The sequence below is a fragment of the Campylobacter subantarcticus LMG 24377 genome, assembly GCF_000816305.1.
Taxonomy (GTDB): domain Bacteria; phylum Campylobacterota; class Campylobacteria; order Campylobacterales; family Campylobacteraceae; genus Campylobacter_D; species Campylobacter_D subantarcticus.
Window position 1 is genome coordinate 669,392 of sequence record NZ_CP007773.1, and the last position, 26,550, is coordinate 695,941.

The window sequence follows — 26,550 nt, forward strand, 5'->3', positions numbered from 1 at the left end:
AAAAAATGGGATTTAGAGGAAATATTTACAGAAAGTATGATGTTGAGTATGGTGGTTGTTATTTTAATTATGGATTTGATGACTGCGTTGAATTGCTTAGTGAATTAGATAGTGATTTGATTTTATTTGAAGATGAAAATTCTTCTATAATAGAGTTAAATAGAGAAAAACTATTATCAATAGATATTAGTCAAGTTGAACATGAAGAATTAAAAGGTTTCCTAGAAGAAGCCATTGAAGTTGCTAATACAGCTGATTATAGTAAAAAACACGGCTATGTTAGAGTTGAATGGTTCTAATAACAAAGGAAAAAGCATGAAAAACATAAAATCAAATACTGAAAATAAAATCATCATAATAGCTAAACAAGGAGAAATTCTAATTTACAAAGATCCTGAAGTGGCAAAAAATGAATTAAAACAATACCTTGATGAAAACGCTAATTTGGAATGGACAGATTTAACTCATGAAGATATTGATAATTTTATCAATAATTTAAATGAGACTGAAGAGTCTATCGAAATCATGATTGATGATAATTGTGATATATATCCAGTTTTAATTATAGGTAGAACTTATAGTTTCAACTAATTTACAACCCTTAGGCGGGATAGACTATCCCACTAGGGATATTTCTATCCTTTTTTTAATAGTTAAAAAGGAAATAAAATGAAAAATTTTGAAAAAATCTCACAAGAACTAATAGAGCATTATGGTTTATCTAACAAAGCAAATAATACAGAAATGAAAGCTTTGGATTATGCTTTGGAAGATTGCTATAAAATGTATGATGAAAGCGAAGTTAAGAAAGAAGATAATTTTAAAAGCTTTAAAGATTATATCATCGATTATCATGTTAAAGGTGATTATGAAGCCGATAATTTGCAAGATGTTGAAGATATAGTTTATAGCTTATATTTTTCTATGATTACCGCTTTTTTTCCAGAAGAATTAGACTTTATTTCTGATGATGAATTTAGGATTAAAGATGTCAAGTTGGGATTTGATGGGAAATATCATGTTAGTTTTTTGTGTTCTGAATGCTATGATCTTTTAGAACACCTTGAAAATTATATCAAAGAAGGAAATACTCTTAACGAATTTACAAAATTTGCTTTAAGAAATACAGATAACTTCTTTTATTTTGATTCTTTAGATTTAGAAAATAACAAAGGAAAAAATATGAGTTCAAGAACAATTACAAACATTTTAATTACAACAGGTGAAAATACATATTCAAAGAGTTTTTATAATCAACATGGTTATGATGGTTTTAACATACTATCTATAGTTGATTGTTTGCCTAATTATCAAGAATTTTTCAAAACCCTTGATAAGCATGAGCAAAGTATCATTCAAGAGTGTCTTAATAAAAGACAATTAAATAGAACAGATCTTGAAGGTTCAGCAGATGTATTTTTATTTGTCAATCAAGATAAAAATACCATTAATGGTATTGTAACAGGTTACATTTACAAAGAAAATGGTTGTTTTAATGCAAACAATTCTCTTGTAAATGCAAGTGAAATTAATCAATGCTCTACATTATCTTATGATTTTTCAGAGCAAAGAGTAGATGAAGTTTATGTTTTATCTTTTGAGGAATATATCAATCGTATAAAACATAACTACAAAGAATTAGATACTATTAAAACTATTATTAAAAAAATGTCTGAATATTATCAGATTGAAAGTTTTAATAGCAATATTAATATAGAAAGCTTATATAATACTTGCCACTTTTATAATAAAAATCAAGAAGTTGGAGTGTTTTTAGAAAGCTTTTTGAAAAAATACGGTTGTTTTACTGATAGTAAATATTTTCACTATCTTAAAAATACTTTTTCAAAGCATATTTCTATGATAAAAGAGATCGGTTTTGGCGAGTTTGAAATACTGCTTGATGATTTTATCGTAAGCGATAGAGTCTATTGTAACAGTGATGATGAATTTATTCAAAATGTTGCTAATAATTTCTTTAGTGTGATTTTATCTGAAACAAATAAAGAAATTTTTGGTAGTTATTTGAGTGATTTTTACATTGAGCGCATGTATGTGCAAAATGATCAATTTAATATTGACATTTATCACAATCAAAGCAAAGAGCAGTTGGAAGATAGAGTTGGAAGGACATTAGACGCGTTAAAACAATGTGATTTATTTACATTGCTAAATTTATCAAAATAAATAAAAAATATTAATGATGAGATTTTTCTCATCATTTTTCTTTTAAAGTATTAATATGTATAATATTTTAAAAGGGAAACTAACTATAATGATCTAGCTCTTATCAAAATAAAGATAAAAGGTGTTTTTAATGGAAAATACAAACAATATACAAAATAAAATAATAGATGATATGCTTAATATAGATTTTAGCGGTTGTGAAAATATAGTTTCATTTAGCAAGTTAGTAGATAAAATCAATAAAAATGAAAAAAATATAATATATAAAGATAGTATTGAGTTTTTATATTATTTTTATAACTATAATCCTAATTATTTTAAGTATAAATATAATAATTATACATTAAAAGAAGAAGTTTTAGAACGACTTAATAATACAATTTATGATGTGAAAAATCCTTTATTGCAATTAAAAATTGCAACATGCTTATTGATAGAATATAAAAATATAAAAAATAAGCCTGAAATAGCTAGGCTTATTATAAAAAATACTATTTTATTTTTTGAAAAACTATTTTTAAAAGATTCTTATGGGTTAGAAGAAGGAGTACTATTTGCACTTGATGTAAATCATATCTTTAAATTAGAAAAAGAATATAAATATATGGAAAAACTAAAAGAAGTTATAAATAATTATTTGTATAGTAAAGAATCTGAAAATATAGATTTTACTTTTATAAGATTATTTGAAAATTTAATTAAAAGATATAAAAATTTTTATACTGAAGATGAATTAAAAATAATAAAATCAAAACTTTATGAAATTATTGAAATAAAACTTAAAAATATTAATAAAACAAATCAAGATAATTATTTATTGTTAAATTCTGATATTGTATGCGGATTATATGAAAATTTACATTTAATAGATAAAGATAATAAAATAAACGACTATCGAAAAATAGTTAAAATGTTTTTATTAATATTTTCTAAAATTAAATCATCTGATATGAAAATGGGAATTTTAGATAGTGCTTTAAAATATGCTCAAAAAATAAAAAATAAAAAACAAATATCAAAAATTAATTCACTAATACAAGAAAATAATAAAAAAATCACTTTCAAATTTAAACCCATATGTTTTAATATTCCAAAAGAAATTCAAGAAGCAATAGGGCGATTTGAAAATGATGTGGATCGTTTTTTAAATTCTAATTGTAATTTATTTCAATGCTTTTATGGAATTTATCCATGCTTAAAAACAAATTTTAAAAAAATAGAAGAAAAGAATTCTATTGTGGATTTATTTGGAAGTGTGATGTATTTTGATAGTGATAATTTAAGAGAAAATATTGATAATTCTGGATTATTTAGGAAATATTATAATTATATAACGATATCTTATCCTTGTATTAATATTTTAAAATCAAAATTATTACAAAGATTTTATCCTAATAAAGAATATTTTTATTATTTAACTTGCGATAATAATATAATTCCAAAAGGGTATGAAGAGATTATAGCTAGAATGTTTTGTGCTGGGATACACAAAGATTATATGGATTTTTTTATATATGCTTCAGTAAGCATTGAGGCTATATTAAGACATATAATAGGTGAAGATATTATAAAAAATGATAAAAAGAATCACCGAATACAAGAGTATGAAACTTTAGAAAATTTATTAGACAAAATTGAATCACAAAATCTTTTAGAGGAAGATACTGTAAAAGAATTGCGATTATTGTTTTGTAAAGATGGTTTTAACATTAGAAATAAAATAGCACATGCAAGATTTTCACAAGATATTTTTAACGGACATTATATGTTGGCTGATTATATGTGGTGTTTTTTGATGAATTTTTTTATCAGCAACTATAATAAAGAGCCCAAATAGGGCTTATGTCTTAAAAATATAAACACAAAAGGAATTTAACATTATATTTTATGTGTTTTAATACACTGCTAACTCACTCCTATTAAAGCTTTTTTTGTGTTTTCTTTATCAGCTTTAGAGTATATTGTGGTAGTTTTGATATTGCTATGTCTTAATAGTTTTTGTATAAACACAAGATTTGTGCCTTTGTTTGTTAATCTCATTGCAAAAGTATGTCTTAGTAAGTGTAATCCTTTTTTAGCTATTAAAGCTTTAGCATAAATTCTATTGATAATAACAAAAGCATTACTTCTACTTAAAATCTTATCTTTAGCTGTTTTCATAATACAATCATTAACATTTAAATGTTCTTTGAAATATTCTAGCTCATCAGCAATCTTACTCGTTTTTATATAAACAAATTGTTCTTTACCCCCCTTGCCAAAAATACTAATCCTAGTAACTTCATCATCATCTTCTATAAAATCACTTAAGCTAACTTTTAAAGCCTCACTGATTCTTAATCCTGCAAATAGCATAAGTTTTACAAGTAGGGCATTTCTATAACTATTATAATCATCTTTTCTGGCTTTTTCTTTCTCAAGAATATTCAAAAGACTTGTAATTTCATTCTCGTTTAAATATTCTATTTTTTCTTCAGCTTTTTCAGTTCTAATTTTTAATTTAGACAAATTGAAGTTAAATTGGCAGAAATCATCATTATTATCATTGATAAATGTAAAAAAACTAGAAATTATTCTTAAATATGTTAATTTTGTTTTTTTAGATAGTTTTTCTACATTTTTACTTCTTTTTTCTAAAAAATCTAAGAAATTAACAATAAATAGAGTTTTTATATCATTTATCTGCATTTCATCTTGAAAATCTAAAGAATACTCAACAAATTCTAATAAAATACGCTCATAAAGTAAGATAGTATTATTTGAATAAGAAAGTGTCTTTAAATGATTTAAATAAGCCCTTACCCATCTTTCTAAATCTTGACTAATATTACCTTTTTTCAGTTTCATTTTATTTTATCCTTAAAATGTATAACATAATATACTATTATGTTATACAAAATATATAAGTTTATCCCTAAGATAATTAAAAAAATACTCTTATTCTAATGGAATATTATGTTACATATAATGTAATTATATATTTATTTTTTAATATAATCAATAAAAAAAGAATAAAAATATAAAATATTATGTTTTTATGCGATTATTTATATAAATTAATACAAAAATGCTATAATATTAATATAAATAAACCAAAAAGGATTAAAATGAGTGAAAATATAGAAAATAATCAAGAAAAAAATAAAAATGTAGTAAAAATAGAAAAAAATAGTTCAAAAAGAATTTATTTTGATGAAAAGACTTTAAAAATGATAGAAATAATGTCTCCAGCTTATGGTATAGATCCAAATACAAAAGAAAATGAGAAAATAGGTGCTATTGTTAAAATAGCAATAGAAAATTTATTTAAAAGTGATTTTTTGAATAAAATCAAAGATTTTTAAAGAAAAGTTTTTTATGCAATTTCATCAGAGAATGCAAAGAGCCACCAAAGAAAATAATATTCGATATTATGAAATAGAAATTTCAAAAAATTTATTTGGTGATTATTTTATAGAAAGAACTTATGGTAATATTAAATATAAAAGCTTTACTGGTAAAAGGGTAAATTATTTTTCTAGCAAAGATGAGGCTTTATTGTTTTTTGAAAAAATCATCAAACTAAAAGAGAAAAGGGGATATAAAAAAGCTTCACTATAAAGTATATCCCTCTAAGTATTTGTTAATTCTCCATGTGTTTTAGTTTTTTCTAATTTTTTAATTTATCAATAAAATCACTCCACCATTGCATTAGCTCTCTTCTATCATCAAGTCTTAAGCTTCTATTATATACCGCTTTTACTTTATTTCTTTCTCTATGATCTAAACATAGTTCTATAACCTCACTATCTTGTTTATGAATATTTTTATATTCATAAAGAAAAGTTGAAGCAGTAGCTCTAAAACCATGATACACCATTTCATCACCAAAACCTAATCTTTTAATGGCTTGATTTAATGTGTTTTCACTCATTGTTTTAGATTTACTTATATCACTTGGAAAAACATATTTTGAATCTGAGTAAGAAAAATTTTTAACATATAAAAGCAAGTCTAAAACACTCTGACTTAATGGAACAATAAAATCCTCTCTCGCTTTAACTTTATTGGCACGAATAGTGATTTGTTTTTTCTCAAAATCTACTTCTTCCCATTCCAAATTTCTAATATTGGCACTTCTTAAAAATAAATATGGACTAATTTGCAAAGCAACTTTTGTAAAAATACTACCCTCGTAATTATCAATCGCAAGCAATAATTCTTTAAATCTTACTTCATCTGTAATAGTTCTATGACTTTGAACTTTATTAGTACCATAAAGCGCTTTTATGTCTAAAGTTAAAATATTACTGTTTTCTATATATTCTCTATGTATAGCATACAGTAGCATTTTTCTTAATCCTAGAAATACTCTTTTGATTGTTTCTATTTTATTTTCAGCATGAAGTCTATCAAATACAAACAATATATCGCTTTTAGTAAGCTCAACAATGCTTTTGGTTTTATATTTTGAAATAATGTGATAGTCTAATCTATTTGGTAATCCATAAGTAGAGTTATCTTTATAAGCAATATCTTTCCATTCATTGAAAACCTCTTCTATTGTTTTTGATTTTTGAGTATTTTCCTTTTGAATATGTTCTTTTGGGTTAATGCCTTGTGATAGCATGTCGTTATAATCATTCGCAATCTCTCTTGCCTGTGCTAATGTGGTTATAGGATATTTCCCTATTTTAAAAGAATACCCCTTTTTATTAAGTTTATATCTAAAATAAAAATTCTTATCAATATCTCCATAAGAAATCCTAGCTTCAATATATAAATTTTTAGTAGAAGCGTCTTTGATATAAGTTTTTTTATCAACAGTTAAATTTTTAAGTTGCCTATCATTTACAATAATCACTGATTTTCCTTTAAAGTGTGTGCAAAAAAATAATTTTTTTTTAATTGCACACACTTTTGCACATATTTTTTAATTTGTCAAAAGATTTTAATTAGTGATAATTAGTGATAATTAGTGATAATTAAAATCTTTCCAAAGTGCTTATTTATCGGATTTATTTTGATAATTTGTAAGAGTTTTTGATAATTTGTGATTGAAGTAATGGTGGATTTAGCAGGACTCGAACCTGCGACCAACCGGTTATGAGCCGGTTGCTCTAACCAACTGAGCTATAAATCCGCCAGAAGTTAAAATAAGAATGTTATTATATCTTTATTTCCTTAATTTAAATTTAGAATTTTATTTTTACTGCTTTTTCTATGGCTAAATATCTAAAGGTGATTAAATTTTGTAAAATTCCAAAGAAAACCATAAAAGTAGCAAAAGAACTCCCTCCATGGCTAAAAAATGGCATAGGTATACCAACAACAGGTGCAAATCCTATGGTCATTGAGATATTAACTGCAACATATATAAAAATAAACAAAGCAATACAATTAGTAACCACTCTAGTAAAATAATCGTCTTTGAGTTTATAGTTTAAACTTAGTAGGTGGAAAATGAGTAGGGTATAGAGCAATATAATCGCCATAGCACCTAAAAAACCAAATCTTTCGGTTAAATAAGCAAAAATAAAATCACTTGTAGAAATAGGTAAAAATTTAAAGTGTGTTTGCGTGGCCTCATCTGCTTTTTTCCCGCTTAAACCTCCACTCCCTATAGCGATAATAGATTGTTTTACATGGTAACTTGGTTCTTCGGCTAAGAAATCATGAATTCTTTGTTTTTGATAGGGTTTTAGAAAGTCACTGTAGATAATAGGTGAAGCAATAGCTATGACTAAAAAAATACTAAGCCAAATTTTATAATTTATCCCAATGATGAAAAGTGTTCCAAAACCTACTATTAAAAGCACTAAAGCTGTTCCTAGATCAGGTTCGCCTGCAATGAGCAAAAAGGGCAGGATAATATAAAAACTCAGTTTAAGAAATTGTTTTAAACCGTAGCCATTAGGTGGAGGTGGATTTTGATAAATCAAATAAGCTAGCATTAAGATAAAAGATGGCTTGAAAATTTCAGAAGGCTGTATAGTAAAATGTGTAAAAGGAATTTCAAGCCATCTTCTTGCTCCAAGTTTTTCCACGCCAAAAATATCAACACTTGCAAGCAAGATGATATTAATCCAATAAAGCACAGGTATGAGCCACATTAATCTTCTTAAAGGCAAAAAGAAAAAAAATGCAAAGCCTGTAAAACCCACCAAGGTATAAATAAGCTGTTTTTCAGCTAAGCGTATATTGGCTTCATAGATTAAAAGAAATGATATGACAATGATAGGCAATATAAGAAGAGGTTGTATAAAATCAAAATGTGTTAAAATTCTTCTATCAAGCTTTATCAAGGCTATCCTTTTACAAAATATTATGCAATTATATGCTAAAATTGCAAATTTTATCATAAGGAAATATAATATGTTAAAAATTTCATCGCTTTGTGAAGAAAGATTGGATATTTTTTTATCGGAGATACTTAAGCAAAGTCGTTCTCAAGTTGCTAGATTGATAAAAGAAGATTGTATTTACATAAATAAAAAAATAGAAAATAAAATCGCAAAAAAAATCAAACAAAAAGATGAAATTAGCATAGTTTTTCCTCAGATCAAAGAAGCTAAAGAAATTTATGAACCTGATTTTGATATAGAAATTTTATACGAAGATGATGATATTTTGGTGTTAAATAAAGCGCCTAATATTGTTGTGCATGGTGCAAGCAGTGTTAAGGAAGCAACTTTAGTGGATTGGCTTTTGCATAAGGGTTATGCTTTGTCTAATTTAAATGGAGAGTATAGAGCAGGACTTGTACATCGGCTAGATAAAGGTACAAGTGGTGCTATTGTCATAGCTAAAAACAACCAAGCACACCAGCTTTTAGCTGCTCAACTTTTAGATAAAAGCATGGGAAGGTTTTATTTAGCATTAAGTGATCTTCCCTTGAAACATGAAAAAATGAGCAATGAAAAAGCTATTATGCGTTGTCCTAGTAATAGGCTTAAAAAAATCACCACAAACCATCCTAATGCTTTAGCTAAGAGCGCTAAAACTGACTTTGTAAATTTGCTAAGTAGTGGAAAATACTCATTGCTAGCTGCTAAGTTATACACAGGAAGAACCCATCAAATCAGAGTGCATTTGGCTGATTTTAATCGTTATATTTTAGGAGATGAATTATACGGATATAAAGGAAAAATAAAGTATAATAGAATAATGCTTCATGCGTATTTGATTTATTTTATTCATCCTAGGACTAAAGAGTTGATGTTTATAAAAGCTCCTATGTTTGATGATTTTTATCAAATTTTAAAAGAAAACTTTACACAAGGAGAGATAGATGAAAAAACTTCATTGGATTATCTTAAGTTCTGCTTTGGCTTTTAGTGCTTGTAGTACAACGATGAGTTCACCGCAAATTGCTCAAGTGAATGATACTTTGCCAAAAATTTCAAGTATTAAAAGTATAAGTGATATTACTAGTATAGCATTTGAATGGGAACCATTGTATGATCAAAATATAGCAGGATATTACATTTATAGAGCAAATGCAGCTGGTGTACCTATGGAGCTTGTAGCAAAAATCAAAAATAAGTTTCAAACACATTATACCGATACGGACTTAGAGCCAAATACAAGATATTATTACTCTATGAAAACCTTTAATGAGCTTGGACAAGTTTCTCAAGATGGTGTGAGTATAGAGGCTTTTACTAATAGAGTGATTGATCCAGTGCCTTTTGTGCAGGCTATTGTAGGTTTGCCAAATCGTGTAAAATTAGTATGGAGACCACATCCTGATGTAAGAGTTAATGCGTATGTTATTGAACGTGCAAATATGAAAGATATGAAATTTAAAGAATTAGCTAAAATCAAAAATCGCCTAAGTGCTGAATATATAGATGATTCATTAAAACCTGATGAGAGTTTTCAGTATAGAATTGTAGCTTTAACTTATGATGGCATTAAAAGTGCCCCAAGCAAGATAGTAGAATCTACCACTAAAGCACTTCCTCCTATGGTAAGCAATTTGCAAGCAAGTAAAGATGCTCCAAGAAAAATCATTTTAACTTGGGATAAAATTGATTATGCAGATTTTGCTTATTATAAAATTTATTCTAGTTCAAATACTTTTTTGCCATTTAGTGTAATAGCAAAAACTTCTGAAAATACTTACGAAGATGTGGTTAAAGGTGTGGCTGAAAAAAGATATTACAAGGTTAGTATGGTGGATAAAGATGGTTTGGAAAGTCCTATAGCAAGTGAGCCTGTGGAGGGCATTACGCTAGGAGCACCACTAGCTCCAAGTATTATTTTATGTGCTGTTGAAGATGATGGTATTAGGGTTGAATGGGTTGATAATGATGATAGAGCTAAAGAATACATAGTTAAACGAAGTGGCGGTGGAAGTAATGCTGTGTTTAAAGAGATTAAATCTAAACAATTAAAAGACATCACAGCTGTTCCTGGAAAAGTATATAGCTACGAAGTTATTGCTATTGATGCAAATGGCATAGAATCGAAAGCTTCTGATAAATTTACAGTAGTAAAATAATGCCAAATTTTAAGTGTAAAATTTTAAAAGAAATTCAACTTCCTTTTGAAAAAGATGGAGTTGAATTTTTATGGATGGCCAAGGGTGAAAATGTAGATTTGCTTTTTACGCGTATTGAGCAAGAAAACTTTTTTTTACAAATAAAAAAAGATAAAAAAAAACAAGAATGGCTTATAAAGGGTGAAAAACACACAAAACCATCTCAAATTGGGTATTTGCAAAAAGCTTTGTTGGTATTTAAAGAAAACTTTACTCAAGATGTGGTTTGTGAAGCTGTGGCACTAAAATATACAAGATTAATCCAAAAAACGCCTTTGATTGCTAATGATCTAAAAGAAATTTTAGAGCAAACAAAAAACAAAAAACAAATTTTTATTGAAATAGGCTTTGGTAGTGGTAGGCATTTGCTTTACCAAGCTAGACAAAACCCTGATATTTTGGTTGTTGGTATAGAAATTTACACTCCTGCATTAGAGCAAGTAGCTAAGCTTGCTTTGAGTGAAAAATTAAATAATATTTTATTGATAGAAACAGACGCTAGATTGTTATTAAGTGTACTTGAGTCCAACTTGGTAGATAAAATTTTCTTGCACTTTCCTGTACCTTGGGATAAAAAGCCTCATCGCAGGGTGATTGGAGTAAACTTTGCAAATGAATGCGCTAGGGTTTTAAAAGAAAGTGGTCAATTTGAGCTTAGAACGGATAGCTTTTTGTATTTTAATTTTACTTTGGAAACTTTTTTGAATTTTTCTCATTTGAAAGCCTTGATTAAGAAAAATGAAAATTTAGAAATTGCAAGTAAATACGAAGATCGTTGGAAAAGACAAAATAAAGATATATATGATTTAATCATCAGTGGTTTTAGTAAGAGTAAAAGTTTAAGTAAGGATCAAAAATTTGCTATTGAAGATTTAAGATTAAATACAGAAGAACTAGCTTGTATAAAAAAGAATTTTAAAAATGAAGTTTTTAAAGGTGAGGATTTTTTCTTGCATTTTGAAAAAATGTATATTAAAGATGATGAGCTTATCATTAAAATAGCTTTTGGTGCTTTTTATAAGCCCGAGCATGTTTATGTAGCTTTAAATATACAAAAGATAGAATTTATTTTTAAGCAACCTTTTAAAACTAAAGAAAATTTAAAAGCTATAGAAAAATTAAGAGAAATATTGTATTCTTATATTAAATAATAATGATTTAAATTTTTAAATAACGAATAATAAGGAAAAATAGTGATGATAGAGGCTAAAAAGCTTTGTCTTGGTTATGATGAACTTGTTATAGAAAATGCTAGTTTTTCTCTAAAAGATAATGATTTTGTTTTTATTACAGGAAAAAGTGGTAGTGGAAAATCAACTTTGTTAAAATCTTTCTATGGAGATTTAGAGCCAATAAGTGGAAATTTAAAGGTTTGTAATAATGATTTAGTAGATATTTCTAATGCTGAGCTTTTAGAACTTAGACAAAAAATAGGAATTATTTTTCAAGATTATCGTCTGGTGCAAGAATTTAGTGTAGAAAAAAATGTAATGCTGCCTTTAATGATTAAGGGATATAGTAAAAATGTATGCAAAGAACAAGCTATAAAGCTTTTAAAACATGTAAATTTAACTTTTAAGGCTGATAAAAAACCAGCTCAACTTTCAGGTGGAGAACAACAACGCGTTGCCATGGCAAGAGCCTTAGCACATAATCCAAAATTACTCTTATGTGATGAGCCAACGGGAAACCTAGATGAATACTCTTCAGATATTATATGGACTTTGTTAAAATCAGCAAGAGAAATACTTGGAACTTGTGTGGTAGTTGTCACACATAGAATTCCTACTAATTTAAGACTTGATTATCGTCGTTTTAATATAGAAAATGGGAGAATGAATGAAATCTTTTAAAAATCATCTTTCTTTGATATTTGCTTTAATGGTGATGATGTTTGCTTTTGAGTTTTTGATTATCACAAATAAAACTATTGAATATTATGAAAAACTTTTAAATAAAGACTATAATATCATTTTAGTAGGAAAAACTCACTTAGATAAAAAAAGCATAGAAGAGCAGGTTAGTCATTTTCAATCTTTGGAAATTTTAAATCCAAATGAAATGGTAGATAGGCTTAAGAATGATATATCAGCTAAAAACATAGAGGTTTTAAAGGCTACATTGCCAAAATTTTATACTTTAAAGCTTAATAAGCTTTTGTCAGAAGATGAGTTAAACATTTTAAAAGATAAATTTTTAAAAAATCCTAACATTACTAGAGTGGAGACTTTTGCAAAAACGCATACAAAAATTTATAAACTTTTGGTTTTGGTGAAATTTTTATTATGGTTTTTCTTGTTTATTATAATATTGCTTAGTTTTGTATTATTGCTTAAACAGATGAAAATTTGGCTTTTCGAGCATACTCAAAGAGTGGAAATCATGTGCTTGCTTGGTGCCCCATTTTGGTTTAGATCTTTTATGCTTTATAAGATAGTTTTTATTGATTGTTTTATAGCATTTTTATTGCTTGTATTATTTTTTACCCAAGTTTATGATCTTGAATCTATTAAGCTAGCTTTACAAAGTGTAGGCATTAGCTTACCTAAAATAAATATTTTCACGCATTTATTTTTGATTTTTTTAGCAATGCTTTGTGTTTGTTTTGCTTGTGTGAATTTTGTGATGTTTAAGGTTAGAAAATGAAAAAATGCTTTTTGCTTTTTTTATTTTCCTTCTCTGTTTTATTTGCAAATGAAATTGCACAAAAGCAAAAAGATATTAAAGAAAATGAACATATAGTAAAGCAATTATCTAAAAAATTAGAAGATTTAGCTAGTGAAATTTTAGATAATGAGAAAAATTTAAAAAAAATCGCTTTAGAAATTAGCACCTTAACTTCAAAAACTTCTAAACTTGAAGGATCTGTGAAAACTCAAATAAAAGCATTAGAGCAGCTTAATGCACAAAATAAAGATCTTTTGCAAAATAAAAATAAGATCGAAGGAAAGATAATTGATTTAATTGCTAAAGATTTTGCTTATGATTTAGCAATTCCTAAAAGTTATGTTGAAAGTGAAGATAGTATTATAGCTTTAGAGCTAGTTGAGGTTTTGGATAAAATTTTCAAAGAAGAGTTTTACCAAATTTCAAAAGACTATGAGGATGTAAGTAGAAAAATAGAAGAAAAACAAAAACAAATTACCACAATTAATAATAATTTAAAAGCTTATAAAGAACAAATCGATGAGCTTGAAAACCTTAGAAAAAAACAAGAAAGAGAGATTACAAAACAAAAAAATGATAAGGAAATTTATACACGAAAACTTTCTAATCTACAAGCACAGCAACAAGAACTAAGAAAAACTTTAAATAGATTGCAAATCATCAAAGAAAGAGAAGAAGAAAAGTTAGCGCAGAAAAAAGAACAAAGTAAACAACCTAGTTCAAGTGTAAAGCAGGTTGGTTCGAGTTATCAAACAAGTAGCGTTAAGCGTTATAGTGGTTCTAAGACCATAGCTCCTTTAGAATCTTACACAGTAAAACAAAAATTTGGAAATTATATTGATCCTATTTATAATATAAAAATCTATAATGAAAATGTAGTTTTAAAAAGTGATAGTGCTAATGCTGCGGTAAGAAATGTTTTAGATGGTAAGGTAGTTTTTGCAAAAGCAACTCCAACACTAAAGCAAGTTGTGATTGTTGAAAATAAAGATGGTATACATACTATTTATGCACATTTGGATAAAATTGCACCTGGGGTTAAAGTGGGTAGAAATATCAAAAAAGGTTATATTATAGGTAGGGTTGAGAGTGATTTAACTTTTGAAGTAACCCAAAAGAATTTTCATATCAATCCTTTGGAGATGATTAAATAAATTAGTTTTTTTTAATACGAATTTTGATATAGTTTCAAATCAAAGGAGAAATTTAATGAACAATAAAAGAAAAAGAGTATTGGTTAAATTTTCTGGAGAAGCTTTGGCTGGAGAAAATGGCTTTGGCATAGAAAATTCTGTTTTAAAATATATAGCTTCTGAAATAAAAAGTTTGATTAATGAAAATGTTGAAGTAGGTATTGTAATAGGTGGTGGAAATATTATCAGAGGAGTATCTGCAGCAAGAGATGGACTTATAAAAAGAACAAGTGGTGATCATATGGGTATGCTTGCTACTGTGATTAATTCTATAGCTATGCAAGAAGCATTGGAAAGTGCTGGACTTGATGTAAGAGTTCAAAGCGCTATTCAAATGGAGGCATTTTGTGAAACTTATATTATGAGAAGAGCACATAGGCATTTGGAAAAAGGACGTATAGTTATTTTTGCCTGTGGTACAGGTAATCCTTATTTTACTACTGATACGGCTGCGACTTTAAGAGCAGTGGAAATTCAAGCAGATATGATTATTAAAGCGACCAAAGTAGATGGAATTTATGATAAAGATCCTAAAAAATATGATGATGCTACAATGCTTAATGAATTAAGCTATGAAAGAGCTTTGCATGATAATATTAAGGTTATGGATGATACTGCAATAGCATTAGCTAAAGATAATGCTTTGCCTATTGTAGTGTGTAATATGTTTAAAGAGGGAAATTTATTAAAAATCATTCAAGGCGATATGAGTTTATGCTCTATTGTTAAAAATTAATTAAGGATAAATAATGAGAGTAGAACAAGTAGCTGCAAAAGCACTAAAAAAATTAAAAGATGATAGATATAAATTAGCTCTTGTAGTGGCTAAAAGAGCTGAAGAGCTTGCAAATGGCGCAGAACCTTTAGTAAATTTAGATAAAAATAAATATAAATATACTGATATTGCTTTACATGAGATAGCAGAAGATAAAATTGTATTAGAGGGATTTATTGAAGCTGATAAATGATGAGTTGTTGTTAGACAAACTTGTTGATGATGTAAAAAATTGTAAGAATTTGCAAAGAGCAAAAGAAATTCTTTTTATGGTTTTCCCTCAATCTGTTGTTTTGGAAAAAGCAGTGGATTTTTGTATTCAAAAACATGAAGGGCAATTTAGAAAAAGTGGTGAGCCATATGCTGTGCATCCTATTTTAGTAGCTTCTTTTGTGGCTTTTTTAAGCCCTGTGCAGTCTATGATTATAGCTGCATTATTGCATGATGTATTAGAAGATACAAAGTGTAATGAAGAAGAATTGAGTTTAAATTTTGGTGAAGAAGTAACCAAATTGGTTCAAGGTTTGACTAAAATAGTTAGCATTAGAGAAGATCATCTTACACGATCTAATTCCAATGAAAAACTTGCAAAATCTGCTTTAACTTTTAGAAATATGCTTCTAGCTGGTGTTGAAGATGTAAGTGTACTTGTAATAAAGCTTTGCGATAGATTGCATAATATGCTTACTTTAAATTTTTTAAGAGAAGATAAACAAAAAAGAATTAGCGAAGAAACCTTAGTAGTATATGCACCTATAGCCCATAGACTTGGAATCTCAAGTATAAAAAATTTGCTTGAGGATTTAAGTTTTAAATTTTTACTTCCTGATGAATATGCACAAATTGATAATTATATCAATGCAAAAGATCAACAAATTCAACTTGGATTTAATGAATTTATTACAAAAATTGAGATGTTATTTTTAGAAAATGGTTTTAGACAAGGTAGCTTCATTGTGCATAAAAGAATTAAGCATAATTATTCTATTTATTTAAAAATGCAAAGAAAAGGTGTGGGGCTTGATGAAGTTTTAGACCTCTTAGGTGTAAGAATTTTGGTTGAAAAAGTTTATGATTGTTATTTGGCTTTGGGAATTTTACATACGCGTTTTAATCCTTTAATCTCAAGATTTAAAGACTATATAGCCTTGCCAAAACAAAATGGGTATCAAACTTTACACACAACGCTTTTTGATGCAAAAAATATTATAGAAGCTCAAATTCGCACCTTTGATATGCATAAAACTGCTGAATTTGGCGTAGCAGCGCACTGGAAATATAAAGAAGGAAATATAACAACACCAAATTTAGATTGGCTTGCAGATATTTCTATGCATGGAAAAGAAGATGGTAATGTTGTGCAAGATTGCGATGCTATTGAACTTTATGAATATGCAAAAGATAGTTTATATATAGAAGATATTGCAGTGTACTCTCCAAAGGGAGAAATTTTTACTTTACCGCGTGGAGCTACGGCTTTAGATTTTGCTTATGAGGTTCATACTAAAGTAGGGCTTCATGCTAAAACTGCTTTTGTAAATCGCATGAGAGTGCCACTTTTAACTGTACTCAAAAATGGAGATATAGTTAGTATTGAAACTTCAGAAGAAGAATTTTATAGATGTTCATGGATAGATAGTGTAAAAACAGGAAAGGCTAGAGCCAGCATAAGAGATTTTTGTAAGCAAAAGAAAAAAGAATTAAATAATAAAATCGCCATAAATCTTTTATCTACGGTATTTAACAAAGATTCTAAACTTATAGAAGAATGGCTTGAAAAAGAAAATTTTAATAAAAAACTTAGACAAATTGCTTTAGACTTTAATTATTTTAAGGATGTAATTATAGCTCTGAGAAAGTATATGGGGCAAAACCAAGCGGCTAAATTTGAGCAAAATGAGCAAAAATTTGAAAATATAGTAATTGGTTCTAATTATAAAATAACCACGATTAATTTTGATTATTGTTGTAGACCTAAAAGAGGAGATGAGATCATTGCTTTTAGACACTCAGCTGGAGCAACAATACACCATAAGCTTTGTGAACATGCAGTGAAAATGATAGAAAATAACAAAGAAATGATTTTTGTTTTTTGGAATGATAGTTCGATAAAAAGTTACAAAATTATTGTTTCAATAGAAAATAAAAAAGGCTCTTTAGCAGATTTTTTAACTACTTTAGCTAAAATGCAGATTAATGTTTTAAGTATTAATTCAGCCGATTCAGAACCTGTGGTGGCAAATTATTTTGAAGTGCAGGTTGAACTGCCTAATAATATGGATGTCGAAAGCGTAAAAGAAAGATTAAAGGCTAGATATAAAATTTTAGACTTTACATCTTTAAATGATGCATATAATAATCACTAAAAAAGGTTTTTTATGGATATTAACAAAATTATTAAAGAAATTAAAAGAGGAATTGTAGAAATTATTGATGAGGAAAGATTAGTTTCTTTGGTAAAGAATTACTATGAAAAAGGTGAAAACTTTTTTGTAAAAGCTGGTTTTGATCCAACAGCGGCTGATTTGCACTTAGGACACACAGTAGTTTTGAATAAGATGGCTTTGCTTCAAAAGCATGGTGCTATTGTTCAGTTTTTAATAGGCGATTTTACTGCGCAAATAGGCGATCCTACAGGAAAAAGCGCAACGAGAAAAAAACTTGACAAAGAAGAGGTATTAAAAAATGCTAAAACTTACGAAGAACAAGTTTTTAAAATTCTAGATCCTAGTAAAACTCAAATTCATTTTAATTCTACATGGTTAAATGAATTAGGCGCGAGTGGTATAGTGGAGTTAACTTCAACTTTTAGTGTTGCTAGAATGCTTGAAAGAGATGATTTTACTAAGCGTTTTAAAGAGCAAAGCTCTATATCAATTTGTGAGTTTTTGTATCCACTTTTGCAAGGTTATGATAGTGTAGCTTTAAAAAGTGACATAGAAATGGGTGGAACTGATCAAAAGTTTAATCTTTTGATGGGCAGGCAGCTTCAAAGGATGTATGGCTGTAAAAAAGAACAAGCAGTTGTGATGATGCCATTACTTGAAGGTCTTGATGGTGTAAACAAAATGAGTAAAAGCTTGGGAAATTATATCGGTGTGAGTGAAGATGCAAAAGATATGTATGCTAAAGTTTTAAGTATAAGTGATGAATTAATGTTTAGATATTATGAGCTTTTGAGTGAAAAAAGTTTAATGGAAATTTCGCAAATTAAAGAAGATATTAACAATGGTTTGTTGCATCCTAAAAAAGCTAAAGAAAACTTGGCTGTAGAAATTATTATGCGTTTTCACTCTAACGAATGTGCATTAAAAGCTAAAGAAGAATTTGATAAAGTTCATAGTGCAAAAGAGTTTCCTAGTGATATGCCAAGTTTTACTTTAGATGGTAGAATTTGGTTGGCAAAAGCCATAGTGGAATGTAAAATGGAAAGTTCTACTTCAGCTGCAAGAAGACTGATTAATTCAAACGCGGTAAGTATTAATGGTGAAAAAGTTCAAGATGAACAACTCCAGCTAGAAAATGGTGAATATGTTTTACAAGTTGGAAAAAGAAAATTTGCGAAATTAAAGGTTGTATGATGAGTTTTAAAACTTTAAAAATTGGAAAGCATGAGATAAAATATCCTATATTTCAAGGTGGTATGGGTCTTGGTATAAGCTGGGATAGACTTGCTTCTGCAGTTTCTTTAAATGGTGGTTTGGGGATTATTTCTTCAGTGGGAACTGGGTATTATGAAAATAGAACACACATTGACAAAGAATTAAACGCAAAGCCTTATGGTAGTGATAATTTTTACTCTAAAGCGGGCTTGAAAGCTTTGATAGATAATGCTAGAAAGGTTTGCAAAGATGCGCCTTTAGGCTGTAATATCTTATACGCAAGTAATAATTATGCACAAATTGCTCGTAATGCTTGTGAGGTTGGTTTTAATGTGATAGTTTCAGGAGCAGGGCTTCCTACAAATTTGCCTGAATTTACACAAGATTATCCTGATGTTGCTTTGGTGCCCATTGTATCATCAGCTAAAGCTTTAAAAATTATTTGTAAAAGATGGCAAAGTAGATATAATCGTTTGCCTGATGCAGTTATTGTTGAAGGGCCAAAAAGCGGAGGACATCAAGGTTTTACGTATGAACAATGTTTAATGGATGAGTATCAATTAGAAAATGTGGTACCACAAGTTGCACAAGAAATTAAAAGTTGGGGTGATATGCCACTAATTGCTGCAGGTGGAATTTGGGATAAGCAAGATATAGAAAAAATGATTTCTTTAGGTGCAAGTGGTGTTCAAATGGGAACTCGTTTTATAGGAACTTTTGAATGTGATGCAAGTGATAATTTTAAACAAATATTGCTTGATTGTAAAAAAGAAGATATTGAGCTTTTAAAATCTCCAGTTGGATATCCTGCAAGAGGAGTAAGGACTAATCTTTTAAATTTGGTAGATAGAAGAATGGGGCCAAAAATTTCTTGTGTGAGTAATTGTGTTGCACCATGTGGTAGAGGTAAAGAAGCTACTAAAGTGGGCTATTGCATAGCAGATAGATTATATGATGCTTGGAGTGGTAAAAAAGATACAGGCTTGTTTTTTACCGGTGCAAATGGATATAGGCTTGAAAAACTTATCAGCGTAGAAGAGCTAATGAAAAAATTAGTTAATGGCGAAGATGCTTAGAATATTTTTTGTTGTTTTGTTTTTTTATCTTAATGTTTTTGCTAATGTAGAAATTAAGAAATTTGACCAATTTTTTTTAACTTCCAATTCAGAAGAAAAACTACAATTGCATCAACAATTAAAATCTTTGTATATACAAAGTGTGATTAATGATAATAATGAAGAAAAAAATGAGATTTTAAAAAGATTAATTATAAGTTCAAATTCTTTAGGCTTTGATGATAAAGCTTACGTGCAAGAGCTTGAAGAAAGTGGAGTAAGCGAAGAAGAAATTTCACGTTTAAAAAATGCATTAAGGGTTATACAGGATCAAAAAATAAAAAAAGAACAGGTAAAAAATAAAACTAGTACCACTACAATATCTATTAATAAAAAAGAAGATAAAAAAGAAGATAAAAAAGAAGATAAAAAAGAAGATAAAAAAACTTCGGTGCAAAAAGAGCTTTTTGTGCTCGATGTTAAAAAATTAGATAATGGTATCTTACTTGATTTGAGTGAAAGAATCAACCAAAAAGATATTAAAAACTTTACTCTTAAAGGTGATAATAATTTTCGTTATGTTGCAGATTTTGATGGAATTTTAAAAGGACCTAAGAAAAATTTCGAATTTAAAGATTTTGATATTATTGTGTCACAATTTAATCCAACAAGTATGCGTTTGGTTTTAAGTTCAAAAAAAGAGTTAAAGGTAAAAATAGAGCTTAAAGATCAAAGCCTTTTTATGGGACTTGAAAAAGTAGAAAAAAAAGAAGAGCTCAAGCCTATAGTTAAAAGACAAGATAAAGTTAAAAAAACAGAAGTTAAAAACAAACCTTTGTATGTTTTAAAATCAAGTAAAGATAAAAATGGTATTAATCTAAAATTAAATAACGATATTGAATTTGAAGACATTAAAATCAATTCTTTTAAAGATGGTAAAATATATCGTTCTATTGTGAGTTTTGAAGCTATTTTAGAAGGCGATAGAAAAAAAATTGATATTAATAGAAATCAATCCATTACGATAGTGCAGTTTAATAAAACAACAGTAAGAGTTGTTTTAAATTCTACTAGTGATTTTAAAACTAATCTTGATTTGGATGATGAGGATTTATTTATAGGTTTTGAAAAAAAGGCTAAAAAAACGCTAAATAAAACTTCTTCAAAAACGACAAAGGCTACCATTAAAAAATCAGGGAAAATCATAGTGATTGATCCAGGTCATGGGGGTAAAGATCCAGGTACTTTAGGAGATAAAGGTGTTAAAGAAAAAGATGTAGTTTTAAGTGTGGCTTTAAAACTTGGTAATGAGCTTAAAAAACGCGGATATAAAATTTATTATACTAGGAGTACAGATAAATTTATAAATTTAAGAGATAGGACTTCTATGGCTAATGAAAAAATGGCAGATTTATTTATTTCTATTCACGCAAATGCAGCTCCAAATAAACAAAGAGCTAAAACTTTACAAGGTATTGAAACTTTCTTTTTATCGCCTGCAAGAAGTGAAAGAAGTAAAAAGGCTGCCGAATTAGAAAACCAATCAGATTTTGAAGAGATGAATTATTTTTCCAAGCAAACCTTTTTGAATTTTTTAAATCGCGAAAAAATAGTTGCTTCAAATAAATTAGCTATTGATGTACAAAAAAAGATTTTAAGTAATGTAAGAAAAAAATATAAAGTTGTTGATGGTGGAGTCAGAGAAGCTCCTTTTTGGGTTTTAGTGGGTGCACAAATGCCTGCTATATTAATTGAAACAGGTTATATTAGTCATCCTAGCGAAAGAAATCGATTGTTAAATAAAAATTTTCAAGAATTATTGGCTATTGGTATTGCCAATGGTATAGAAAGTTATTTTTATAAAAATCAATGAAAAAGGCAAATATTATCATCAAAAACAATACACCTTTTTCTTTGGATTTTGATGATTATTACTTTAATTCTAGTGATGGCTTGAGTGAAAGTGAATTTATCTATACTAATGCTTTTGAATTTCAAGCAAAACAAACTATTGTTGCAGAACTTGGTTTTGGTATAGGTTTGAATTTTTTTCTTACTCTAAAACGTTTCGTAAAAGAAAAAAAAGAAAATCAAAGACTGTTTTATATTAGTTTTGAAAATTTTTACATAGAAAAAGATAAGTTAAGAGAAATTTATAAAAACCTTGGTTTTTATGAGGAATTTAAAGATTTTTTAGAACAGTTTTTAAAATTTTATCCTCCTTGTAAAGATGGAGTTTATAGGTTTTATTTTCAAGATTGTTTTTTGGACTTGGTGTTTGGTAATGCTAAAGAAAAGTTGCAAAATTTAGACTTTAAAGCCGATTATTGGTATTTAGATGGTTTTGCACCTGCTAAAAATCAAGAGATGTTTAATGAGGATATTATAAATAAAGTTGCTAGAAATTCAAAAATAAACGCTAAGGTTTTAACGTTTTCTTCTGCAAGTGTTTTAAAAAAAGCTTTAATTAACAATAATTTTCAAATTCAAAAGATAAAAGGTTTCAGAAAAAGGGAAATGATACAAGCTATTTTTAATGGCCTTAATTTTGAAGATAAATTTGCTTATTTCAATACCCCGTATTTAAAGAAGAGTGTTCAAAAAATAGCTATTATTGGAGCAGGTATAGCTGGTGCGAGTATAGCCTATGAACTTTCTTTAAGAAATGTCCAAGTTGATGTTTTTGAAAAAGAAAATTCATTAGGTAAGGGTGCTTCTGGAAATATCAATGGAATTTTAAGTTCTTTGATTTTAAAACCTGATGTTGTATTGGGCGAGTTTTCGCAATATACTTTTTTAGAAGCGAGTAGGTTTTATAGACAAATTTTAAATTTAAATCCACAAGGGGTTTATGAATTTGCTCATAATGAGCTTATGCAAGAGCGTTTTGATAGTCAAAAAAATAATATTTTATTTGAAATTACCAATAATCAAGCTTTTTTAAAGGATGGAGCATGTATAAAACCCCAAGATATTGTAAAAACACTTTTGCAAAAAAGTAAGGCTAGGGTGTTTTTTGAGTATGAATTTTTAAATTATTCCTATGAGAATGAAAAATTTTCTTTACAATTTAGTCATAAAAAAAAATTAAAAGATTATGATATATTAATTTATGCTCAAGGTGCTGATGTTAGGAAATTTTTAGAGTATAAGTATATGAAATTAAGTAGTGTTAGGGGTCAATGTACTCACCTAAAACCATTTTTAAAAAATACTCATGCCTTATCTTCAAAAGGCTATATTTGCCCTATCAATGATGAATTAAATTTACAACTCATTGGTGCAAGTTATGACAGGCTTAATCAAAATGCAAGGCTTTTAAAAAATGATGATTTGCAAAATATTGAAAATATAAAAGAATTTTTGCATGATGAAAATTTAGAAATTATGAGTGGGAAAGTAGGATTTAGATCGTATTCTAACGATAGATTTGCTATAATAGGTCAAGCGTATGATGAAGATTTTTATTTACAAAATTACAAAGCACTTTTATGGCATAAAAATAAAAGTCAAGCAACACCAAATGATTTTATTCCTCTGTATTTTTCTATTGCTCATGGATCTAGGGCTTTTGCTAGTGCTATTATTGGAGCAAGAATACTTAGTGCGCTAATCTTTGATGAGCCAAAAATAGAAAAAGATTTTTTACATGCTATTCATCCTGCAAGATTTTTAATCAGAATGTTAAAAAAAGGAAAAAAATAATTTATTATTTTAAATGCTTTTATACTTTATCTCCCAAGACATACAAACCATTATAATACTTTAGGTATTATGTTAATATTTTATTTTATAAATTTTCTTTAATTAAAAATTTATAATTTCAATGTTAGTATTGCATTGTTATTAATAATATATTTGTAGTAATTGCTGCAACATATATAAACAAACACAGGCTGATTAAATATATTAATTATTTTGAAAGGACTTTTTCAATGTATATAAACACACCTAAAAATCACCTCACGGGGGGGGGATACGATAATTTTCATTTTGGCTTAAGTGCTTTAGCTTCTTTAAAAAACTTTAAAAACTTCAATCTTTTAAAACTTTCTTTATTTACTATTTTTTCATTAAGTTCTTTAGAAGCAGCTATTCAGGCAGATTATGATAAAAGTTCTAATGCTTATATTATCACAAAGCATAAATTTAATAATAATGATGTATATGATTATACAAACAATACTTATAAGTTTTTAAATGGTAAAAACTTCTATGGTCAAATGGCTAGTAATAAAAATCTATCTCATATTACTTTAATTTATGATAATCCTAAAGATAATACTAGTGCATTGCATTTTAGACAAGACATACTCACTCCAAGCATTAAAGAAGATATTTTTGTAATTAATGGCTTTCATGGAGCTTATTCTTCTAACACCACCATGAATCAAATCAGCTATATACCTTTTTTAGTTTCTGCTTATGCTTTTAATGCTAAAGCAAATAATAATACCTTAGTATTAAAAGCAGGAGAATTATCTTCAGTATATTATTTAAAACCAACCAATAAAGAAGTAATCAATCCTAAGGCTAGTGGTTTGGATAATAAATATAATTTTTTAATTACTCCTGCTATAGCTAGAAAAGGTGAAGCGAGCAATAATACTTTAAATTTCTTAAAAGATGCCTATGTGAATATGGGTGTTGAGAACACTTATACCTTAGCCTTAAATGGAGCACCTTATATAGTAGGTGCTTTTGGTATAGATGCTAATACTAATAATAATACTGTAATATTAAATGATGGAGTAAAGATAGACTTTCATACTACTCCTTATCAGCAAAGTGCTTTAAATGATGGTGATATTTTTGATGAAAGAATGACTCATGTGGTTGGAGCTATAGCTTATAATGCTAATGCAAATAATAATAAATTACTTATTAATGGTGCTTCATTAATTGTGCATGGTCCAAGTGGATCATATTCTACTTCAGCTGCTACACATATGGCAGGTGGCTTTGTGGATGTTAATAATAATCAAAGCTATGAGGTAAGAGGAAATAGTGTTATTATAAATGATTTACAATTAGACTTAAGAGTAGATGCTAAAAATACTCCTTTAGCTTATAATGCTGTATTAGTAGGTGAGATATTTGGTGGTAGGATTATGAAAGGTAATGCTTATAAAAACACCATAGATATCAAAGACTTACAAACCTTATTAGAACTTAATAATAATATAGAAGTAAAAGCACTCTTAGACTTTTATGCAGGTGTAACTAATAATGGTATAGCTAATGATAATAGTGTTAGAATTCATCTTAAAAAGCCATTTGAGATTAATTCTAATTTTACAGGAAAAAATGAGTTTAATATTTATGGAGGGGTAGCGACTAAAGGAGCTAGTGGAAATAGCATTCATATTGATGGAGATTTAACCCAAGGACTTACTGTTGAAGATAACCAAGATAAAATTCAAATCATAGCAGCACAAACTCTAAGTTCTAAGGCAAATAATAATAGCATTGTTATTAACAACTCAAATATTGCTATGCCTTTATTTTTATATGCAGTTTCTAAAGCTAATTTAGATAATAAAGATTATTATGCAAGTAGTGCTTATGCTAATAGCATAGTTTTAGATAATGTAAAATCAGGTAGAAATCTAACTGCTATTATAGAAGCTGATAATTTAGAAAAAAATACTATTAATTATAATCTTGTGCAATCCTTAACCAATGCTTCTAATATAGATAAAGGTTCTAAAGTTATACTAAGAGCTAATCAAAAGGCTAATGATAATACTTTAAATATTAAAGATTATTCTAGTAAGGCTAGGGATAATGTATATATTATTAAGGCTAAAGATGAAAGCACTAATAATAATATAATATTTGATAATATAACCCTAGGCACAGCTTCTAATAAAAGAGAAGGTGAAATAGTAATTAGTGCAGGTATAGCTAAGAATACGCATGATAATTATACACATATACATAATCTAAATATAGATGAGTATAAAGACAATTTTAGTATTGTCATAGCAGCTTCTGGTGTATATGGTAAGAATGATAAAAGCTATAATAATACTTTATATCTAAGTGGTGATATTAATATTTTTAACCATACTGATGCAAAAGTATTAGTAACAGGTAGCTTTTTACGAATTCAAGAAGATAATAACTTTAAATCACAAGCTCTAACGCATCAAAGTGGTACTAACAATCACTTAGTGCTAAATACAAACATAACAACAAATACTATCAATAACTTTGATCATTATAGCTTTATATTAAAAGATAATATTCAAGCTTATTTAAGTGCTAAAGAAGCTATTTATCTTTCTAAAGATAGTTCTATTAATGTGTATACAAATAATGAGATAAAAAACAAAAGCTTTGTTCTAATGCAAAGTGAAAAAGGCTTTGTTAATGCTAATAATAAAAGATTAAATCAACAAGATTTACAACAACTTTTAAACACTATAAGCAAAAACAATTACAAACTACATCAAAACATCAAAGCAAAAACTCAAAAGGCTAATTGCACCCTAAGTGTTAGCAAAGATGCTAAAAGTATTTATGTTAATTTAAATTAAAAGCT

At 27.7% G+C, this 26,550-nt stretch carries 23 protein-coding genes and 1 tRNA gene; 20 read left to right on the forward strand and 4 right to left on the reverse strand.

Going from position 1 to position 26,550, the window contains the following annotated elements:
* Positions 1 to 5: 5 nt before the first annotated feature.
* The 4 genes from CSUB8523_RS03625 (at position 6) to CSUB8523_RS10165 (ending at position 4,024) form a co-directional block, all read left to right on the forward strand.
* Positions 6 to 299: a hypothetical protein gene (locus tag CSUB8523_RS03625; protein WP_043019652.1), complete on the forward strand. Its 294-nt coding sequence runs from the start codon at positions 6 to 8 to the stop codon at positions 297 to 299.
* A gap of 16 nt (positions 300 to 315) precedes the next feature.
* A complete protein-coding gene (locus tag CSUB8523_RS03630; RefSeq protein ID WP_043019653.1) occupies positions 316 to 591 on the forward strand; it encodes a hypothetical protein in 276 nt (91 codons plus the stop codon).
* 78 nt (positions 592 to 669) lie between these two features.
* Positions 670 to 2,187, forward strand: a complete 1,518-nt coding sequence (locus CSUB8523_RS10160; protein WP_167333022.1) for a hypothetical protein — start codon at positions 670 to 672, stop codon at positions 2,185 to 2,187.
* A gap of 130 nt (positions 2,188 to 2,317) precedes the next feature.
* Positions 2,318 to 4,024 carry a DUF4209 domain-containing protein gene (locus tag CSUB8523_RS10165; protein WP_043019654.1) on the forward strand — a complete coding sequence of 569 codons (1,707 nt, stop codon included), beginning with the start codon at positions 2,318 to 2,320 and terminating at the stop codon, positions 4,022 to 4,024.
* Positions 4,025 to 4,092: 68 nt separating this feature from the next.
* Here the strand turns inward: CSUB8523_RS10165 and CSUB8523_RS03650 are convergent, their stop codons facing one another.
* Positions 4,093 to 5,034: a tyrosine-type recombinase/integrase gene (locus tag CSUB8523_RS03650; RefSeq protein WP_043019655.1), complete on the reverse strand. Its 942-nt coding sequence runs from the start codon at positions 5,032 to 5,034 to the stop codon at positions 4,093 to 4,095.
* 260 nt (positions 5,035 to 5,294) lie between these two features.
* On the opposite strand from CSUB8523_RS03650, the gene CSUB8523_RS03655 reads away from it, so the two are divergent.
* Positions 5,295 to 5,531: a mobilization protein gene (locus tag CSUB8523_RS03655; protein ID WP_152822553.1), complete on the forward strand. Its 237-nt coding sequence runs from the start codon at positions 5,295 to 5,297 to the stop codon at positions 5,529 to 5,531.
* A gap of 13 nt (positions 5,532 to 5,544) precedes the next feature.
* Positions 5,545 to 5,787, forward strand: a complete 243-nt coding sequence (locus CSUB8523_RS03660; RefSeq protein ID WP_235362570.1) for a WGR domain-containing protein — start codon at positions 5,545 to 5,547, stop codon at positions 5,785 to 5,787.
* Between the two features lie 49 nt (positions 5,788 to 5,836).
* Here CSUB8523_RS03660 and CSUB8523_RS03665 read toward each other — a convergent pair whose 3' ends face one another.
* The 3 genes from CSUB8523_RS03665 to CSUB8523_RS03675 form a co-directional block, all read right to left on the reverse strand.
* Positions 5,837 to 7,030, reverse strand: a complete 1,194-nt coding sequence (locus CSUB8523_RS03665) for a tyrosine-type recombinase/integrase (protein WP_043019657.1) — start codon at positions 7,028 to 7,030, stop codon at positions 5,837 to 5,839.
* A gap of 202 nt (positions 7,031 to 7,232) precedes the next feature.
* Positions 7,233 to 7,309 (reverse strand) — tRNA-Ile (locus CSUB8523_RS03670).
* A gap of 52 nt (positions 7,310 to 7,361) precedes the next feature.
* Positions 7,362 to 8,471 carry an FtsW/RodA/SpoVE family cell cycle protein gene (locus CSUB8523_RS03675; protein WP_039663325.1) on the reverse strand — a complete coding sequence of 370 codons (1,110 nt, stop codon included), beginning with the start codon at positions 8,469 to 8,471 and terminating at the stop codon, positions 7,362 to 7,364.
* 70 nt (positions 8,472 to 8,541) lie between these two features.
* On the opposite strand from CSUB8523_RS03675, the gene CSUB8523_RS03680 reads away from it, so the two are divergent.
* The 14 genes from CSUB8523_RS03680 (at position 8,542) to CSUB8523_RS03745 (ending at position 26,545) form a co-directional block, all read left to right on the forward strand.
* A complete protein-coding gene (locus CSUB8523_RS03680) occupies positions 8,542 to 9,504 on the forward strand; it encodes an RluA family pseudouridine synthase (RefSeq protein ID WP_043020368.1) in 963 nt (320 codons plus the stop codon).
* Positions 9,458 to 10,672, forward strand: a complete 1,215-nt coding sequence (locus CSUB8523_RS03685; protein ID WP_039663327.1) for a fibronectin type III domain-containing protein — start codon at positions 9,458 to 9,460, stop codon at positions 10,670 to 10,672. The genes CSUB8523_RS03680 and CSUB8523_RS03685 overlap by 47 nt, the downstream gene beginning before the upstream one ends.
* Positions 10,672 to 11,862, forward strand: a complete 1,191-nt coding sequence (gene trmB / locus CSUB8523_RS03690) for a tRNA (guanosine(46)-N7)-methyltransferase TrmB (protein ID WP_043019658.1) — start codon at positions 10,672 to 10,674, stop codon at positions 11,860 to 11,862. Before CSUB8523_RS03685 ends, trmB begins: the two co-directional genes overlap by 1 nt.
* Positions 11,863 to 11,907: 45 nt before the next feature.
* A complete protein-coding gene (locus CSUB8523_RS03695) occupies positions 11,908 to 12,564 on the forward strand; it encodes a cell division ATP-binding protein FtsE (RefSeq protein ID WP_039664784.1) in 657 nt (218 codons plus the stop codon).
* Positions 12,551 to 13,357, forward strand: coding sequence for an ABC transporter permease (locus CSUB8523_RS03700; RefSeq protein WP_043019659.1), 807 nt, complete (start codon positions 12,551 to 12,553; stop codon positions 13,355 to 13,357). The genes CSUB8523_RS03695 and CSUB8523_RS03700 overlap by 14 nt, the downstream gene beginning before the upstream one ends.
* Positions 13,354 to 14,532, forward strand: coding sequence for a murein hydrolase activator EnvC family protein (locus tag CSUB8523_RS03705; RefSeq protein WP_043019660.1), 1,179 nt, complete (start codon positions 13,354 to 13,356; stop codon positions 14,530 to 14,532). Before CSUB8523_RS03700 ends, CSUB8523_RS03705 begins: the two co-directional genes overlap by 4 nt.
* A 55-nt stretch (positions 14,533 to 14,587) precedes the next feature.
* Complete coding sequence (pyrH, locus tag CSUB8523_RS03710; RefSeq protein ID WP_039663335.1) at positions 14,588 to 15,307, forward strand: UMP kinase; 720 nt, start codon at positions 14,588 to 14,590, stop codon at positions 15,305 to 15,307.
* A 13-nt stretch (positions 15,308 to 15,320) separates the two neighbouring features.
* Positions 15,321 to 15,539, forward strand: coding sequence for a DNA-directed RNA polymerase subunit omega (locus tag CSUB8523_RS03715; RefSeq protein ID WP_043019661.1), 219 nt, complete (start codon positions 15,321 to 15,323; stop codon positions 15,537 to 15,539).
* On the forward strand, positions 15,523 to 17,712 hold the full coding sequence (locus CSUB8523_RS03720) for a RelA/SpoT family protein (RefSeq protein ID WP_039663340.1): 2,190 nt from the start codon (positions 15,523 to 15,525) through the stop codon (positions 17,710 to 17,712). Before CSUB8523_RS03715 ends, CSUB8523_RS03720 begins: the two co-directional genes overlap by 17 nt.
* A gap of 12 nt (positions 17,713 to 17,724) precedes the next feature.
* On the forward strand, positions 17,725 to 18,927 hold the full coding sequence (gene tyrS, locus CSUB8523_RS03725) for a tyrosine--tRNA ligase (protein WP_043019662.1): 1,203 nt from the start codon (positions 17,725 to 17,727) through the stop codon (positions 18,925 to 18,927).
* Positions 18,927 to 20,024 (forward strand): nitronate monooxygenase, encoded by a 1,098-nt coding sequence (locus CSUB8523_RS03730; RefSeq protein WP_043019663.1) that lies wholly within the window; start codon positions 18,927 to 18,929, stop codon positions 20,022 to 20,024. The genes tyrS and CSUB8523_RS03730 overlap by 1 nt, the downstream gene beginning before the upstream one ends.
* Positions 20,017 to 21,876, forward strand: a complete 1,860-nt coding sequence (locus CSUB8523_RS03735) for an N-acetylmuramoyl-L-alanine amidase family protein (protein ID WP_043019664.1) — start codon at positions 20,017 to 20,019, stop codon at positions 21,874 to 21,876. Before CSUB8523_RS03730 ends, CSUB8523_RS03735 begins: the two co-directional genes overlap by 8 nt.
* Complete coding sequence (gene mnmC / locus CSUB8523_RS03740) at positions 21,873 to 23,708, forward strand: bifunctional tRNA (5-methylaminomethyl-2-thiouridine)(34)-methyltransferase MnmC2/FAD-dependent 5-carboxymethylaminomethyl-2-thiouridine(34) oxidoreductase MnmC1 (protein ID WP_043019665.1); 1,836 nt, start codon at positions 21,873 to 21,875, stop codon at positions 23,706 to 23,708. The genes CSUB8523_RS03735 and mnmC overlap by 4 nt, the downstream gene beginning before the upstream one ends.
* A 230-nt stretch (positions 23,709 to 23,938) precedes the next feature.
* The gene (locus tag CSUB8523_RS03745; protein ID WP_052243665.1) at positions 23,939 to 26,545 is read left to right on the forward strand and encodes a hypothetical protein; all 2,607 of its coding nucleotides are present in this window, start codon (positions 23,939 to 23,941) and stop codon (positions 26,543 to 26,545) included.
* Positions 26,546 to 26,550: the final 5 nt, after the last annotated feature.